We start from the raw sequence: 15,643 nt of genomic DNA, 5'->3' as shown, positions 1-15,643 counted from the left end.
CCCAGCTGGACATGGTCATAATAGTTATGGAGAGCAGAGTGGAGGGAGGCTCCATGGTTAATGAAATCCCAATCTTTATAAAAACAACGCACTTTGACTTGGAACTGCAAGAGAGACTCCGTTGGTTTTGTCAACAACCTGGATGTAACTGGTTACTCACCAGGAGTGAAGAAGAAGAAATGCCAGAGCTGACAATTTCACGTCGTGGTGTTTACTTAACAAAGGGGACAGAACAACTAGCGTTTCATCCAAGTATGGCCCTCATTCGCCTAATTAATCTTCTGCGTGGTGAGTCCGACCGTTATCTCGAAGCAACTCAATTAAAGACAGGGGACTCTTTAATCGATGCTACACTTGGTTTGGGAACCGATGCCCTGATTGGAGCATGGGCTGTCGGCACCAAGGGCAGCGTCTTGGCGATCGAACAATCTCCGATCTTAGCAGCCATGGTACAAGATGGCTTAAACCATTTTAAGGAGATCGTACCAGCCGACAAAAGTGAGGATAAGCAGAACGCTTGGACGGCTATGGCCCAAGCTTCCAGGCAAATTGAAGTTCGGTGGGGAGAACACCGTGAGTTGCTCAGCCGCATCTCCTCTAACTCGGTCGATGTTGTTTATTTTGATCCTATGTTTCGCCAGACACGTAAACAATCAGACTCAATCCAGCCCTTACATAGCTGGTCAGACCATAGACCGCTTGATCAGGAGGCTGTTCTTGAAGCTTGCCGGATTGCTCGGCGTCGGGTTGTGCTCAAGGAACGAAAAGACAGTTCAGAGTTTGAACGTCTCGGGTTTGAGATCTTACGCGGAGGGCGTTACAGTCCCGTAGATTATGGCATTATTTCAGTATAATGGGGGGTGGTTTAGTGTATCCATTGGTAATAATTATCGGCCCGACGGGAGTCGGCAAGACCTCACTGGGCATTGCTCTGGCCCAGGAAATCGGAGGCGAAATTATTTCTGGAGATTCCGTCCAAGTGTATCAGAAACTCGATATTGGTTCAGCTAAGCCATCCGTTGCCGAACTCCAGCTCGTCCCTCATCACCTTATTGATTATTTGGATCCCTCAGAGCCATTTACCGCCGCCCAGTTCAAGTTGTTAGCGAACTCCCTAATTGAAGAGATTAGGGGCCGGGGACATGTTCCGATTGTCGTTGGCGGTACCGGTCTTTATATACGTTCCTTACTCGATCCCTACGATTTCTCCGAACAAGGTTCTGAAGAAATCCGTTCCCAATGGAAGGAGTTTGCCGATTCATTTGGGAACTTAAAACTCCATGAGGTCCTCAAAGAACGTGACCCTGAGACTGCAGCTCAACTTCATCCCAACAATGTTATGAGAATTATTCGGGCCCTCGAAGTGTTTGAATTAACAGGTAAAACCCTCTCCAGCCAACGTCAATTTCGAGACGACGAATACCAACCTCTGGACTCATCCATCGTCTATATTGGGTTAACGGCTTCACGTGACCTAATCTACGAACGAATCAATCAACGCTGCGTGGCAATGCTTTCTCAGGGTTTAATCGAAGAAACCTTGAAGCTATTAAACATGGGTTATGCCCCGACGTTAAAACCGTTACAAAGTATTGGTTATCGTCATGCACTTTGGTATTTAAAAGGGTTAGCCACACAACCCGAAATGCTGCGGTTACTGCAAAGGGATACTCGGCATTTTGCCAAACGCCAATTGACTTGGTTTCGGCGTGATCCGCGGATCACTTGGTACGATATAGAAACCAAATTGAACGATATTCTTAAGTCTATCGTCCAGACTTGCAGTGCTAAGCAAACTCGTGTAGAATAGGTTACGAAGAAATATAAGGTGATGGAGGTAAATATATGAATAAATCGACCATCAATTTACAAGATACCTTTTTAAATCAGGTGCGTAAGGAAAACCTGCCTGTGACCATTTATTTGGTTAACGGGTTTCAACTTAAGGGACTTATCAGGGGATTTGATAATTTTACGGTTGTTATCGAGTTTGAAGGAAGACAACAAATGGTTTATAAACATGCCATTTCCACAGTAATGCCGATTCGTCCGATTAACCTGGCTGCTGCGAGTGCAGGGGAATCAAATACTTAAGTCGGAAGTCAGAGGTCAGAAGCCGGATGTGTCAGATCGTTGTATTCCTTTTCTGATCTCTGGCCTCTGTTATACGACACTGGAGAAATGCGAATAGGCACGTAAGCATTGAAGAACTAAGTTCGGTGTGGTACCGGACTTAGTTCTTTTGCTTGAATTCGATACCTAACTATGATATCTTTAATCCATATGCTTTTATCTTAGTGAAAGAAAGGAACTCAACCAAAACTATGGAAACTCGAAATTTAAGAAACATTGCAATTATCGCTCACGTAGATCATGGGAAAACCACCCTTGTTGATGCCATGTTGAAACAGAGTGGAACCTTCCGAGCTAACCAACAAGTGATTGAACGCGTCATGGATTCCAATGATTTAGAACGTGAACGTGGAATTACCATTCTTTCGAAAAACACATCCGTTAACTGGCAAGGAACGAAGATCAACATTATTGATACGCCTGGGCATGCTGACTTCGGTGGTGAGGTCGAGCGTGTCTTACAGATGGTCAATGGAGTACTCCTGATTGTAGACTCGTTTGAAGGTCCAATGCCTCAAACTCGTTTTGTATTAAGGAAAGCCTTAGAACTTAAGCTTGTTCCTATTGTCGTAATCAATAAAATTGACCGACCAGACGCTCGCCCAGCCGAAGTTGTCGATGAAGTCTTAGACCTCTTTATTGAGCTCGGTGCAGAAGACCATCAGTTGGATTTCCCAGTTGTCTACGCATCAGCACGGGCCGGAATTGCAGGACTCGTGTCGGATGCTCTTGAAGATTCTTTAGAGCCCTTATTCTCTGTCATTTTGGAGAATATTCCTGCTCCGGTTGTCGATCTCGAAGCTCCGTTTCAGATGCTCGTTACCACCCTGGACTATGATGATTATGTTGGCAAGATTGTGGTTGGTAGAATTGTCCGAGGAACAATTCACCAAAACGAAAATGTAACTTTAATCAAGCGGGATGAGAGCTTTGAACGAGTTAAAGTTGGAAAAGTTATGATTTTTGATGGGCTGAAACGGCAAGATGTTCCCGAAGCATCGGCCGGCGAAATTGTTGCGCTCACGGGATTAACCAGTGCGAATATCGGAGAAACCGTTGCCTGTGCTTTAAGTCCTGAAGCCTTACCAACCATTGAGGTTGATGAACCCACCTTGTCCATGAATTTTATGGTTAATAATAGTCCTTTCGCTGGCAGAGAAGGACATTTTGTAACTTCTCGGAAGTTGCGCGAGCGTCTATTTAAAGAAGTCGAGACAAATGTTAGCCTCAGGGTTGCAGAAACAGACTCGGCTGATTGTTTTCAGGTATCTGGTAGGGGTGAGCTTCACCTTTCTATTCTGATTGAAAATATGCGTCGGGAAGGATATGAGCTTCAAGTTTCGAAACCTGAAGTAATCTATAAAATGATCGACGGCGTTAAATGCGAACCCATCGAGTTCTTAATCTGTGATCTTCACGAGAGTGCCCTGGGATCCATCATGGAGCTTCTCGGAAAACGCAAAGCGGAAATGGCCAATATGACAAGCCTTTCAGCGACTCAACTTCGCATAGAATTCAAAATCCCTGCTCGGGGACTAATTGGATTTCGGGGCGACTTCTTATCGGAGACACGGGGTGAAGGAATGATGAGTCATGTGTTCCTAGGTTATGAACCCTACAAAGGCGATATCCCGGGACGAAATCGCGGCGCGCTTATTGCTTTTGAAGAGGGAGAAACAAATGCTTACGGCCTTTATTCTGCTCAAGAACGAGGTAATTTGTTTGTAGATCCTGGCCTTCATGTATATGCGGGTATGATAGTTGGAGAGAATAAGCGTGAGCAAGATATTGAAGTAAACGTTTGTAAGAAAAAGCAGCTCACCAACATGCGTACCAGTTCAGCTGACGAGGCGTTACGTCTTGACAAACCCAGAGAATTCTCCTTAGAGCAATCGTTAGAATTTATTAACGATGACGAGTTGGTCGAAATTACACCTAAGAGTGTCCGTCTCCGTAAGAAATTTTTAGACCACCAATCTCGGGTGCGTTATGCAAAAAGTTTAACCGGGAAATAATAAAAAACTCATTTTTTCAGGACACCTTTTGTTCTTACTTGCGTATAGTAGTAAGGATGGGAGGTGTGCCTGTACATATGACAATTCGTGTAACGTTTCGACCGGACAATCAACTGCCTCCGGTCATTCAGACTCCCTTGCCTCGCGAACCAGAACGTGTTGCTACTCCAGTGTCAGAGTTGGTGGGGCTAGGCAGAATTCGTAAGAATAATAATGTTTCTTCCCTTGAAAAAGATAAGGATAAAATCAAAGAAATCTTGGACGAATTAGAATCATTTACTGGTTTAGTTACCGTTAAACGCCTTATTCGTGATTTGCAAGCCTTTGTGGAGATCCAAAAGCGAAGAACACAAGAAAAACTTATTGCTGAACCCCTTGTTCTGCATATGATTTTCCGAGGGAACCCAGGAACAGGCAAAACAACAGTGGCACGCTTGGTCGGGCGACTGTTAAAAGAGATGGGAGTCCTTCAAAAAGGCCATGTGATTGAATGTGAGCGGGCAGATCTCGTCGGTGAATATATTGGACATACTGCGCAAAAGACAAGGGAACAACTTAAAAAAGCGTTAGGTGGCGTCCTTTTTATCGATGAAGCCTATTCGTTAGCCCGTGGGGGAGAGAAGGATTTCGGTAAGGAAGCCATTGATGCTTTAGTGAAGGCCATGGAAGATAATAAAGATAATCTTGTGTTAATCCTTGCCGGATATCGCCAAGAAATGGAATGGTTTTTGCAAACTAATCCCGGACTGCGCTCACGTTTTCCTATACATATCGATTTTCCGGATTATTCACTCGACGAATTGTTGTCTATCGGGAATTTAATGTTTAAGACACGTCAATATGAGCTAACTCCAGAGGCTAGAGAGGCGCTTCGCTTTCAACTCAATAATTTGTTGAATACGCATCCTTATGCCGGAAATGCCAGGCTTGTCCGCAACCTCGTAGAAAAGACAGTGCGTAAACAAGCCGTACGTCTTTTCCAAAAGCCTAGCTCAAGCCGTGAAGAGCTAATCCAAATATTGCCGGTGGATATAAACCTGGAGGATCTCTGATCTTCTTTACCACTCTGAAACTATGAGGTTGTAGGTTATTTACACCAACGAGTTCTATTTTAATGATATTAAAAAAACTTAGAATTAAGAGGTTTCATATGGACATGGATATTTCGGGAGACTTGGCAGGGATTCGGGCAAGCCAGATACAAGAACTCAAAAATCTTTCTGAATTTGGGACTGAACGTTCAGAACTGATCCATCCTGAAATTCTAGATAGGCTAATCTACCTTACCCAACTTTGGAATCGAGAAATTGCTTTATACCTTTCCCGTCCGGGTACCTTGTTGGCGGCTGCCGTAGGGCGACATGCCACAGTGACGCTTCCCCCGATTAAGGGACGATCGGTTAGCAAACATCTGCGCTGTATCCATACCCATCCTAATGGGGATTATAGGCTAAGCCCCTTAGATTATAGTGCCTTAGACTCCCTTCAACTGGAAAGTATGTCAGCTGTTGGAGTCCGTGATGGGAAGCTTACCGGTATCCAGATTGCATATCGAACGGGGGAGAGCGATCCTTATATCGTTAATCTTAGTCCGGAAACCTGGCACAGCTTTGACTATAATGAGTCGCTTGCTAACTTTTCACGTGGTGCGACAAAAAAGCAGTCGGCATCGGGTAAAGAGCGCGCTTTTCTTATTGCGTTAGAGGACAGTGAACAAGAAACCAATGAAGATTTGACGGAATTACGGGAGTTGGCCCGTTCAGCTGGTGTCGATGTCGTTGGGCAGCTTGTCCAACTTCGCCGTTACGGCCAATCACGTAGTTATTTAGGGAGCGGGAAACTTGAAGAATTAGTTCATCGTTTACAGGAAACCGAAGCAAATGTCGTGATCTGTGATGATGAACTATCCCCGACCCAGTTACGAACCTTAGAGACGGAAACCGGGCTCAAAGTATTAGACCGTACGGGATTAATATTAGATATCTTTGCCCAGCGGGCCCAGTCCCGCGAGGGTAAACTTCAAGTCGAGTTGGCTCAACTTAAACATCTCTTACCTTATTTATCCGGTCAGGGACAAGCACTCTCCCGTTTAGGGGGAGGAGTCGGCTCACGCGGTCCAGGAGAAACGAAATTAGAGCTTGACCGACGGAGAATGCGGGATCGCATTACTTTATTAGAAAAAGAATTGAAACTCGTTCTACAGCATCGAGATGTCCAACGCAAGCAAAGAACGAAAAGTGGGCTTCCGATTATTGCTTTAGTCGGGTACACGAACGCCGGCAAAACAACGTTTATGAAGAAAGCCATGGAACAAGCAGGTAGTCGGTCCGACATCCCGATTGGTGAAAACAAATTATTTGCTACATTAGACCCGATTGTCCGTTCGATTAGAGTTAACTCTTCCTTGGAAATTCTTCTGAGCGACACCGTTGGGTTTATCCGAAAATTGCCCACTCAATTGCTGCGGGCATTTCTAGCAACTCTAGAAGAAGTTCAACAAGCTGATGTTCTCCTCCATGTAGTTGATGCAAGCCATCCCCAAGCGCTTCAACATGCAGAGACGGTGCATGAGGTGCTAAAGCAACTGGGATGTCAAGATAAACCCATAATTACCTTGTTAAATAAGGTTGATAAAGTCTTGGGTGAAGACGATCTAACCGAGCTATCTCAATCCCTTCCTTATCCAATTGAGATATCCCTCAAACGTGGGGATTCATTAAAGCAGGTTTGGAAACTCCTCAGCTCAGTACTTGCCTGATAATACTTTGCGAGGTTTTCTTGTTAAGGAGGAAATTTGTTTGCATTCGAATTCTGATTGGCCGGAGTTGATTCGCAAAGCAGTCACCGAAGCGGAAGCAGTACTCCTGGGTCAACTACCTATTTTACAAGAACAAGCAACACGAAACCACGAAAAGGTCTTAAAGGCCTTTCAAGAAGAACGTGTTGCAACTTATCATTTGCACGGAACAACGGGTTATGGCTTGGGTGATTCAGGTCGTGAGGTCCTTGACCGTGTAGTTGCCCGAGTTTTAGGTACGGAGTCAGCAATAGTACGTGGTCAGTTTGTTTCGGGAACACACGCCATTGCTGCCGCCTTATTTGGCGTTTTACGTCCTGGAGATCATGTGATTTCTGTCAGTGGGACTCCTTACGATACGCTAGAGGAAGTCATAGGGTTGAGAGGAGAGGGGCAAGGGAGCCTAATGGATTTCGGTGTAACCTATGATGCCATTCCTCTCGATTCCCAAGCTAAACTACAGTATCCTCTGATAAGCGAGAGCATAACGGATAAAACCCGAATGTTAATCGTCCAGCGCTCTCGAGGGTATGCCTGGCGGAACTCCCTGATGATTTCTCAGCTCAAGGAACTTGTTGATTATATCAGGAAAAACCATCCTCATTTGATTATCTTCGTTGATAACTGCTATGGAGAATTGGTTGAAGCGCTGGAACCTGGTGATATCGGTGTTGATTTAATGGCCGGTTCGCTTATTAAAAATCTGGGAGGAAGTATTGCTCCAACCGGTGGATACGTAGCGGGTCGCTCCGATTTAGTTAAACTAGCTGCCCAGCGCTTAACAGCGCCAGGCATAGGTGAGCACGTAGGGTCAACCTTGGAATGGCAGCGTCTCTTTTATCAGGGATTATTCTTAAGCCCTTTAACCGTTTCTGAATCCCTAAAAGGTGCAGTTTTTTCTGCAGCATTTTGGCGCGCCTTAGGATTTGAAGTACACCCTGAGCCTGAAATGCTCAGAACTGACCTCATTCAAGCGGTAAAACTTGGATCGCGGGAAAAGATGATTGCCTTTTGTCAAGGTCTCCAGAAAGGATCTCCGGTTGATTCTCACGTTTTGCCCATACCTTCTGGAATGCCGGGATATGAAGACGAAATCATCATGGCGGGAGGTACCTTTATTCAAGGTGCAACCAGCGAATTTTCAGCAGATGGGCCTCTTCGAGAACCCTATATTGCCTATCAGCAAGGCGGTATTTCACATACTTACGTCCAGCTGGGGAACATTTTAGCAGCACTAAATTTATGGCAACTGGGGCTTCTCAGTTAATACGCTTTGAAACATAGCGACACTGTGTTAAAATTAATAGGCAGAAAGAGGTGAATTATGGGAGATTCAGAGTCGCCGAAAAGTACAGCCCGTTTTCTCTTCGAATTGATAGAAATTGTTCTGATTGCCTTTGCGCTTTCTTGGGTATTGCGTACTTATGTAATTGAAGCCCGCAAAATCCCTACTGGTTCAATGCTGCCGACCATTCAACTCGATGACCGAGTCATTGTGGATAAGTTTTTCTTCAAGCATTTTGACCATCTTACCCCTGGAGATATTATTGTCTTCCATCCACCACCGAGTGCCCACGCAACAGAGGACTTTATTAAACGGGTTGTCGGCTTACCCGGAGATAAACTCGAAATACGTAATCACACAACCTACGTCAATGACCAACCACTTTATGAACCTTATGTTTTAGAAAAGTCCAAAAATGATTTTGGGCCGGTTGTGGTGCCGAAGGATTCGGTATTTGTTATGGGAGATAATCGTAATAATAGCGATGACTCAAGAGTGTGGGGATTTTTACCCATTGAAAACATAACCGGACGATCCCTTTTCCGCTATTGGCCAATTGATCATTTTGGTGCTCTTGCCCGTTAGGCGGGAGCTTTTTTCTTTTTAAGGCATATACTGTTATAAGTTACAATAACATCTCCTTTAAGGGATATTAGGAAACATAGATAGGTTCTATTCCAACTACTTATTTGAGAGGATGGGGGATTGTGAACGAGCACAAAATTAGTGTGGTTCTTTTGTTTGGCGGTCGCTCAGGCGAACATGAGGTTTCTTTAAACTCAGCTCAATCCATTTTCAAAGCCATAGATCGCAAGCGCTACAGTGTCGAAACGATCGGAATTAATAAACAAGGCCAATGGCTCTGGGGTGTCCTTCCAGAAAACATGATCAAAGAAGGGTTTCCTTCAGTTGAACAAGCTTGTCAGGTTACTCTGGTTACCGATCCTACACATCCGCATTTCATAGCTTTAGACGGTCGTGCACTTCCCAATCAAGGGGAGTTTGACCTGATTTTCCCGGTACTTCATGGACCCTATGGGGAGGATGGAACTCTGCAAGGATTACTCGAAATGGCCAATGTCCCTTATGTAGGATCTGGGGTATTGGGGTCCTCTCTTGGTATGGACAAAGATCGGATGAAAGCAGTCTTCCAGGAAAAAGATCTGCCTTTGGCACGCTATGTGACTATCCTGCGTTCCAACTTTATTAATGGACCGGAAACCTGCCTTAATGAGATTGAAGCAAAGATAGGCTATCCCTGTTTTGTCAAACCTGCTAATTTAGGTTCCAGTGTAGGAATTTCTAAAGCACACCACCGTGAAGAGTTGCTGGAGGCCTTGAATATTGCCGCGATATTTGATCGCAAAATTGTCGTAGAAGAAACGATCAATGGTCGAGAGATTGAAGTCAGCGTTTTAGGAAATGATGCCCCAGAAGCCTCACTTCCCGGGGAAATAAAACCTGCGCATGAATACTATTCTTATGAAGCTAAGTATTCTGATATTGGTTCCAGCTTGTTAATTCCAGCTCCTCTCGATGAATCCATCATTGCGCGATTACAGGAAATGGCCATCGAAGCCTTCCGTGCAGTAGAAGCTTGTGGTCTCAGTCGAGTCGATTTCTTTGTAACTCCTCAAAATGAAGTATATCTGAACGAGATTAATACTCTGCCAGGATTTACAGAAATCTCAATGTACCCAAAGCTTTGGGCAGCTACAGGGATTTCATACTCGGACTTGATCGACCGTTTAATCTCTTTAGGGTTAGAACGTTTTAAGGATAAACAAAACTCAAAAGTTTCCCGTGATTAATTTTAGCGCTAAAGATTAAGAAAACTACAAAAAGGGAGCATAATGGTTGCCAACCATTTGCTCCCTTTTTGTAGTGAAATTTGTGAATTTAAGGTTAACCTATCTGTTATGTGCATATCTTTGGTTAGAGGGTACATTTACTGAAGAGTACGATAGACACCGACGACCTTCCCTAAAATCGAGACATCCTGGGAATAAATTGGTTCCATGGAAGGGTTTTCCGGTTGGAGTCGAATGAGCGTTCTTTCCTTAAAAAACCGTTTTACGGTAGCTTCCTCTCCGATCAAAGCAACCACAATTTCTCCATTTCGCGCCTCATTTTGTTGCCGGACTATAATAAAGTCCCCATCTAATATTCCTGCCCCAATCATACTTTCGCCTTGCACTCGCAGCATAAAAACGTTATCTTGGCGAACAAGATCATCAGGAACGGGAAAGGTGCCTTCAATGTTCTCAACAGCCAAAATAGGTTGCCCGGCAGTGACGTGGCCTATAATCGGTATATGTATGACTTTCTTTGATTCGAGTGCCTCACTGGAACTATCCAGTATCTCGATCGCGCGAGGTTTTGTGGGATCACGTCGGATATATCCTTTGTCCTCCAATGTCTGGAGATGGCCATGCACGGTAGAGCTGGATAGTAATCCGACAGCTTCTCCAATTTCCCGCACGGCAGGTGGATATCCTTTTTTACGTATTTCCTCTTTTATGAATTCTAAAATTTTCATTTGACGTTGCGATAAATCCGGGTACATAGTCGCACACCCCCATCTTTTCAGCAATATTGTACCATTCATTGAAACAAAGTGCAAACAAATGTTCGTCAAACCACAAAAACAGAGGAAAGTGGTGGAGGACTATGAAAATTCTATCGACATTCCAGCGAGCGTTGGTTCAGTTAAGTTGTCTCATTCTTCTTGCCATGGTTGCCTGGCAGGTCCTTCATCGCTCCCCCTCAATTCCTTCGGATGTCTATCCGTATCTAAGTTCAATATCACCAGCTTTAGTTAAGCAGTGTACACAAGAAAACCGTCTATCTCCAACAATTTCCTGGGAGGACCTTTTAGCTATACGCTCGACACTGCCAGAGAAAGACGTTCAACCGCTGGTTAATCAGCTTAATCTCCAGGTACCATTCGTTGATTTAAACTGGGCAGCAGTTTCAGCAGATACGCTTAGAACAGTTCAAAGACATCGGGAGATTCTAAAACAATATCCATACTATCAACCTAATAAGTATATCTTCCCAGTTATTGGAACAACCTGGTTCGAAGATAGTTTCGGGGCGGATCGGGAAGGTGGCAAACGGAGCCATGAAGGGACGGATCTCTTTGCAAAAGAAGGAACCCCCATTGTCAGCACCTGTGGAGGTACAGTCGAACAATTAGGGTGGAACCGGCTGGGGGGTGAACGTGTTGGGGTACGAGGTGATGACGGTAATTACTACTACTATGCTCATCTGCAATACATTTCTTCAACGCTTGTCAAAGGTCAACGGATCGAAGCAGGCGAGTCTGTGGGAACTATGGGGCACACAGGAGATGCTTTAACAACACCAGATCATCTTCATTTTGGTATTGAACTATCGAACGGGCAATGGATCAATCCCTATCCATTTTTAGCAGTATGGCAACATTGGAGCGAGTATTAAAACTTGCCCTAAGTCTATAAATTCGTTATAATAACGTTGTTTGTAGGCGTGACTATGGATGCATATGCTAAATTTCATGTTAAGTGCTTAAAATCTCGAAAAGAGGGTTAATTTTTGAAACGTACTAAGCGTCGTTACAACAGGCCAATCTTATTTATATCCGTCATAATAATTGGTCTGTTGTCGCTGGTAGGATACCACAATTTTCACCCAGCTTTTGTCAAAAGCTTTTTCGCTTCAGCGTTATCAGCTATCTCAGAGACTAAACCTAACTTGCTCAGTTCCAATATATCGACTATAGCAACTGCAGCTGCGTCTAAAACGGATCTTTCAACGTCTGACGAAAGCTACGTGCTTATTGACCCTCAAACGACTATGACTCTAAAATCAAGCAATGCCGACGTACAGCGTGCACCGGCCAGTACGACAAAACTTCTCACCGGGCTCATCGCATTGCAGAACTTGAACGAAACGGATATTGTCCGTGTGGGCTCAGAGGTGAATATTGACGGTTCTCGACTTGGGCTTAGTCCGGGAGATGAAATATCGGTCCATGACCTCTTAACTGCGCTTTATGTCCACAGTGCTAATGATGCGGCTGCAGCACTTGCGGTAAAAATCAGTGGGTCAATTCCAGCTTTTGCAGATGAAATGAACCAATATGCAGCCACACTTGGGTGTCAATATAGTCATTTTACGAACCCACATGGCCTACCTGACCCTGACCACTATACGACCGCCAATGACTTAGGTAAAATTGCCAGTCTTTTTCTTAAGAATGAAGAGCTTATGAAATTCGTTAAAGAAACCAGCGCTAGCGTTCAATGGAAAGACGCGCGAGGTATGAATCGTTATGCCGAAGTGCAGAATACTAACAGTCTCCTGGGGATCTATCCTGGAGACCAAGGTCTCAAAACTGGTACAACTACAGCAGCCGGGCAATGCCTTGTATCCTATGTCACAAGACCAGACGGAGATTTGTTACTCGTCTTATTAGGTAGCAAACAACGCTACAGAGATACAATCAAGTTACTAGATGAGGGCTGGGCGGAACAGCGAACAAATGCTGCACTTCGCGGCCTTGCTAAAGATCCCAGATCCCTGATTATGACTCCTGGAATGTTTTAATTTAATTGATTAATTGGAGGTTTAGACCTTGAAAAACCTGGGTGAACCATGCGTATTAGAAAATCGTGTATGTACAGAATGCGGCGAATGTGATCTTTGTGATTTAGATCCTACGAAACAATGTGACAATTGCTGCCAATGTATTAATGCTCCAGAGGGAGACTTTGCTGAAATTGAGATTGATGACATACTGTTGAATACTGAAGACCCAAAGGTTGTTAGCCGTAGTAACCGGAATAGTAATAAATATAAGATTAAGTCCTAATAAAGTTATCCTCCCAGTCTTACAAAGGCAGTCATAATTTATACATCGATAAATCCTTGCAACAGCGAATAATCTGTTCTATATGGGTATTGAGCACTAAATTGGGCAAAAAATGGGCATAAATCGGCATTACAAAAGTGTTAAAAAAAGTTGACCTTCTATTTTATAGGGATCCGAATAGTCGGATCCCTTTTCTATGCCCTGACGAAGGAATATTCGTTATTTTGTAGAAATAACAATTGATAATAAATACACGTTAACTTAAATTGTCCGTATACATTGCAAAATGTTGTAAGGTCATTTTGAGTTAAGCAATTTGTAGAGGAGGAATTAATATATTTAAGAAATTATTTGCTTTTATTCTAATTTTCTTATTTTTAATTGTGGGATGTACCAAGGAGAATGATGTGTCTGAGAATTATATTAAAGTGACACCTAGTAAACTCTTTAAAGGGGATGCTAAAAAGCTAGAACCACATTTGGATATGATAACAGGTTGTGTTGAGGTTAAATACCAGGGTGACAAGAAAAATCTATGTCTTAGATATGAAATATGGGAGAATGGCAAGCTTAAAGACTCTCAGGATATTGTATCGACAATTATTAGTAACAATGAATTTAATGGAGAAGTTAGCATTTCATTAAAAGATATTATTGGTACTGATCTGGAAAAATCGGATTCTATGATAATGAAAACCGTAATTAGTAACGCTAATGGTTACGTTGGTTCAACAAAATACATAGAGAGATTTAATCAAAACTATGGATATAGTCCTGCTGAAATAGATGGAGAACTCAACGTAACGGATAGTAAAGAGCTTAGTGTGTGGGGATTAACCTCAAATAAAGGTTCATATACTATTGGAGGAAAAGGCGTTGAGGATGAAGTTAAAGCGGCAGACTGGGGACTAATCCTAAAAATGTATTTGAAATAAATAAGCTTTAAATAGACACAAACAAGAGGACAAAAATATCGAGTTTATAGATATAATATTTTAGAGAAAGAAGTGGACACTGGAAGCACTATGAATTATGATGTTGCTCAGAAGTGTATCAATAGCTAGAATATCGCTATAGTGGAATTACCAATGCCCGTGCGGCAACCAAGACTCTTCATTATAAGTAGCTTATAGATAAATGGGTTATGATAAGTAGCTTATAGATAAATGGGTTATGATACAAAAATAGCTAAGGATCAATCTTATTAACTGTAATGAAATTGTTCAAGAAGGATATACGGTGGATAAACTAGAAGTAATGAGTGATACGAAACAAATTAAACTAAGTCGGATTACAAAATTTGATTTTGACGGACCATTCGTTTGAATCCTTAGGGGACTTACGCCCCGTTCACCATTACTCATTAAGAAAGAAGGGGTGTAATTTGCTTACAGTAAACCAGTTGGTTGAGGAATTTGATTTTGAGGTTCTAGCTGGGCATATGGGGTTAGACCGGGAAATCACAGAGTATAGCTTAAAACGTCCAAGTGCTGAATTGGCTGGTTTTTTAAAGCATTTGACTCCCAAGCGGATTCAAGTATACGGTCGGACAGAATTAGGCCTAATTCAGCAATTTGAAGATTCTATGCGTCGTGTAAAAATTGCTCAAGTAATGGTTCCAGAAGTACCTTGTGTGATTATTACCCGAGGTCTAACACTTCCCCTGGAGTTTATTGAATTAGCCAGTGAACGTAAGATTCCTCTCTTGACGACCCATCGTACTGCAACTCAACTCTTTTATTTGTTGATTCGTTACCTCATCAATCAGTTAGCTCCTGTCACGGTTGTACACGGTGTTTTAGTCGATGTATATGGAGTAGGGGTTTTGATCACCGGCGAAAGTGGAATTGGTAAAAGCGAGGTAGCTCTAGAACTCATTAAAAACGGGCATTTGCTGGTTGCCGATGATGTCGTAAAAGTTCGCCGGGTTGATGAAGAGCGATTGTTGGGCAACGCTCCGGCAAATATTCGACATTTGCTTGAGTTACGCGGCTTAGGAGTTCTGGATGTGACAACGTTGTTTGGAGCTAGTTCCGTGAGAAGTGAAAAAGTAATTCAGTTTATAGTTCATTTAGAGGGATGGCAGCAAGAAAAAATTTATGATCGTTTAGGGATTGATCCGCCTAAAACACGAGAAATACTAGGGATTTCTATTCCAGAGATCACGGTTCCAGTGCGCCCAGGGCGGAATCTGGCAACAATTATTGAAGTTGCGGTCATGCAAAGTAGGAATATGTCTGCTAAGAGCAAGACGCGTATCAACTTTAATAGGGACAAGTAAAGAATGAACGAAAATCAGATGGTTGAGAACAGAGAAGAATCGTGTTCGATCGTCAGTAAAATTGTTAAGATCAAGATTTTTCGCAATCGTGTAGAGGGTGGCTCTGAGTATGAAGGGGAAATCGTTGGCTTCGAGTGCAGCTCCGCAAGTACAAATTGTTTATCGAGATGTCATTATCGGATGTTGATGGAAGATTTTTAAAGGTTTTTGCTTTGGCCAGATGTGCTGTCAAAGGAGCCAGCGAACAAGTGTAAGAATGATAAGATCGCGAACGGTC

16 protein-coding genes are annotated in these 15,643 nt (G+C 43.2%); 15 read left to right on the top strand and 1 reads right to left on the bottom strand.

Going from position 1 to position 15,643, the window contains the following annotated elements; translation table 11 throughout:
• Nucleotides 1–53 precede the first annotated feature (53 nt).
• The 9 genes from DOT_RS07970 to DOT_RS07930 all read left to right on the top strand — a co-directional run bounded on the left by DOT_RS07970 (nt 54) and on the right by DOT_RS07930 (nt 10,041).
• The gene (locus DOT_RS07970) at nt 54–854 is read left to right on the top strand and encodes a class I SAM-dependent methyltransferase (RefSeq protein WP_009616764.1); all 801 of its coding nucleotides are present in this window, start codon (nt 54–56) and stop codon (nt 852–854) included.
• A gap of 14 nt (nt 855–868) precedes the next feature.
• Nucleotides 869–1,810, top strand: a complete 942-nt coding sequence (gene miaA / locus DOT_RS07965) for a tRNA (adenosine(37)-N6)-dimethylallyltransferase MiaA (RefSeq protein ID WP_009616762.1) — start codon at nt 869–871, stop codon at nt 1,808–1,810.
• Between the two features lie 35 nt (nt 1,811–1,845).
• Nucleotides 1,846–2,094 carry an RNA chaperone Hfq gene (gene hfq, locus DOT_RS07960; RefSeq protein ID WP_009616760.1) on the top strand — a complete coding sequence of 83 codons (249 nt, stop codon included), beginning with the start codon at nt 1,846–1,848 and terminating at the stop codon, nt 2,092–2,094.
• Nucleotides 2,095–2,324: 230 nt separating this feature from the next.
• On the top strand, nt 2,325–4,148 hold the full coding sequence (typA, locus tag DOT_RS07955; RefSeq protein WP_009616758.1) for a translational GTPase TypA: 1,824 nt from the start codon (nt 2,325–2,327) through the stop codon (nt 4,146–4,148).
• A 77-nt stretch (nt 4,149–4,225) separates the two neighbouring features.
• Nucleotides 4,226–5,200 (top strand): AAA family ATPase, encoded by a 975-nt coding sequence (locus tag DOT_RS07950; protein WP_009616756.1) that lies wholly within the window; start codon nt 4,226–4,228, stop codon nt 5,198–5,200.
• A 104-nt stretch (nt 5,201–5,304) separates the two neighbouring features.
• On the top strand, nt 5,305–6,906 hold the full coding sequence (gene hflX, locus DOT_RS07945) for a GTPase HflX (protein ID WP_040411590.1): 1,602 nt from the start codon (nt 5,305–5,307) through the stop codon (nt 6,904–6,906).
• A 40-nt stretch (nt 6,907–6,946) separates the two neighbouring features.
• Nucleotides 6,947–8,212: a methionine gamma-lyase family protein gene (locus DOT_RS07940; RefSeq protein WP_009616752.1), complete on the top strand. Its 1,266-nt coding sequence runs from the start codon at nt 6,947–6,949 to the stop codon at nt 8,210–8,212.
• A 57-nt stretch (nt 8,213–8,269) separates the two neighbouring features.
• The gene (lepB, locus tag DOT_RS07935; protein WP_009616750.1) at nt 8,270–8,815 is read left to right on the top strand and encodes a signal peptidase I; all 546 of its coding nucleotides are present in this window, start codon (nt 8,270–8,272) and stop codon (nt 8,813–8,815) included.
• A 122-nt stretch (nt 8,816–8,937) separates the two neighbouring features.
• Complete coding sequence (locus DOT_RS07930) at nt 8,938–10,041, top strand: D-alanine--D-alanine ligase family protein (RefSeq protein WP_009616748.1); 1,104 nt, start codon at nt 8,938–8,940, stop codon at nt 10,039–10,041.
• A gap of 137 nt (nt 10,042–10,178) precedes the next feature.
• On the opposite strand, the gene lexA is transcribed toward DOT_RS07930, so the two are convergent.
• Nucleotides 10,179–10,796 carry a transcriptional repressor LexA gene (gene lexA, locus DOT_RS07925; protein WP_009616745.1) on the bottom strand — a complete coding sequence of 206 codons (618 nt, stop codon included), beginning with the start codon at nt 10,794–10,796 and terminating at the stop codon, nt 10,179–10,181.
• Nucleotides 10,797–10,900: 104 nt separating this feature from the next.
• On the opposite strand from lexA, the gene DOT_RS07920 reads away from it, so the two are divergent.
• From DOT_RS07920 to DOT_RS28505, 6 genes are all read left to right on the top strand, one after another.
• Complete coding sequence (locus DOT_RS07920) at nt 10,901–11,692, top strand: M23 family metallopeptidase (protein ID WP_009616743.1); 792 nt, start codon at nt 10,901–10,903, stop codon at nt 11,690–11,692.
• A gap of 114 nt (nt 11,693–11,806) precedes the next feature.
• Nucleotides 11,807–12,820, top strand: coding sequence for a serine hydrolase (locus DOT_RS07915; RefSeq protein WP_009616741.1), 1,014 nt, complete (start codon nt 11,807–11,809; stop codon nt 12,818–12,820).
• Between the two features lie 28 nt (nt 12,821–12,848).
• The gene (locus DOT_RS07910; protein WP_040411574.1) at nt 12,849–13,085 is read left to right on the top strand and encodes a hypothetical protein; all 237 of its coding nucleotides are present in this window, start codon (nt 12,849–12,851) and stop codon (nt 13,083–13,085) included.
• Nucleotides 13,086–13,492: 407 nt separating this feature from the next.
• A complete protein-coding gene (locus DOT_RS07905; protein ID WP_009616739.1) occupies nt 13,493–14,020 on the top strand; it encodes a hypothetical protein in 528 nt (175 codons plus the stop codon).
• A 449-nt stretch (nt 14,021–14,469) separates the two neighbouring features.
• A complete protein-coding gene (gene hprK, locus DOT_RS07900) occupies nt 14,470–15,366 on the top strand; it encodes an HPr(Ser) kinase/phosphatase (RefSeq protein WP_009616737.1) in 897 nt (298 codons plus the stop codon).
• A 3-nt stretch (nt 15,367–15,369) separates the two neighbouring features.
• Entirely contained in the window at nt 15,370–15,567 is a 198-nt protein-coding gene (locus DOT_RS28505; RefSeq protein WP_083824011.1) for a hypothetical protein, read from the top strand.
• Nucleotides 15,568–15,643: the final 76 nt, after the last annotated feature.

Origin of the sequence: Desulfosporosinus sp. OT (assembly GCF_000224515.1) — a bacterium.
In the GTDB taxonomy this organism is placed as follows: domain Bacteria; phylum Bacillota; class Desulfitobacteriia; order Desulfitobacteriales; family Desulfitobacteriaceae; genus Desulfosporosinus.
The sequence above is the reverse complement of the archived record's forward strand: the minus strand, read 5'-3'. Positions and strand labels throughout refer to the sequence as shown.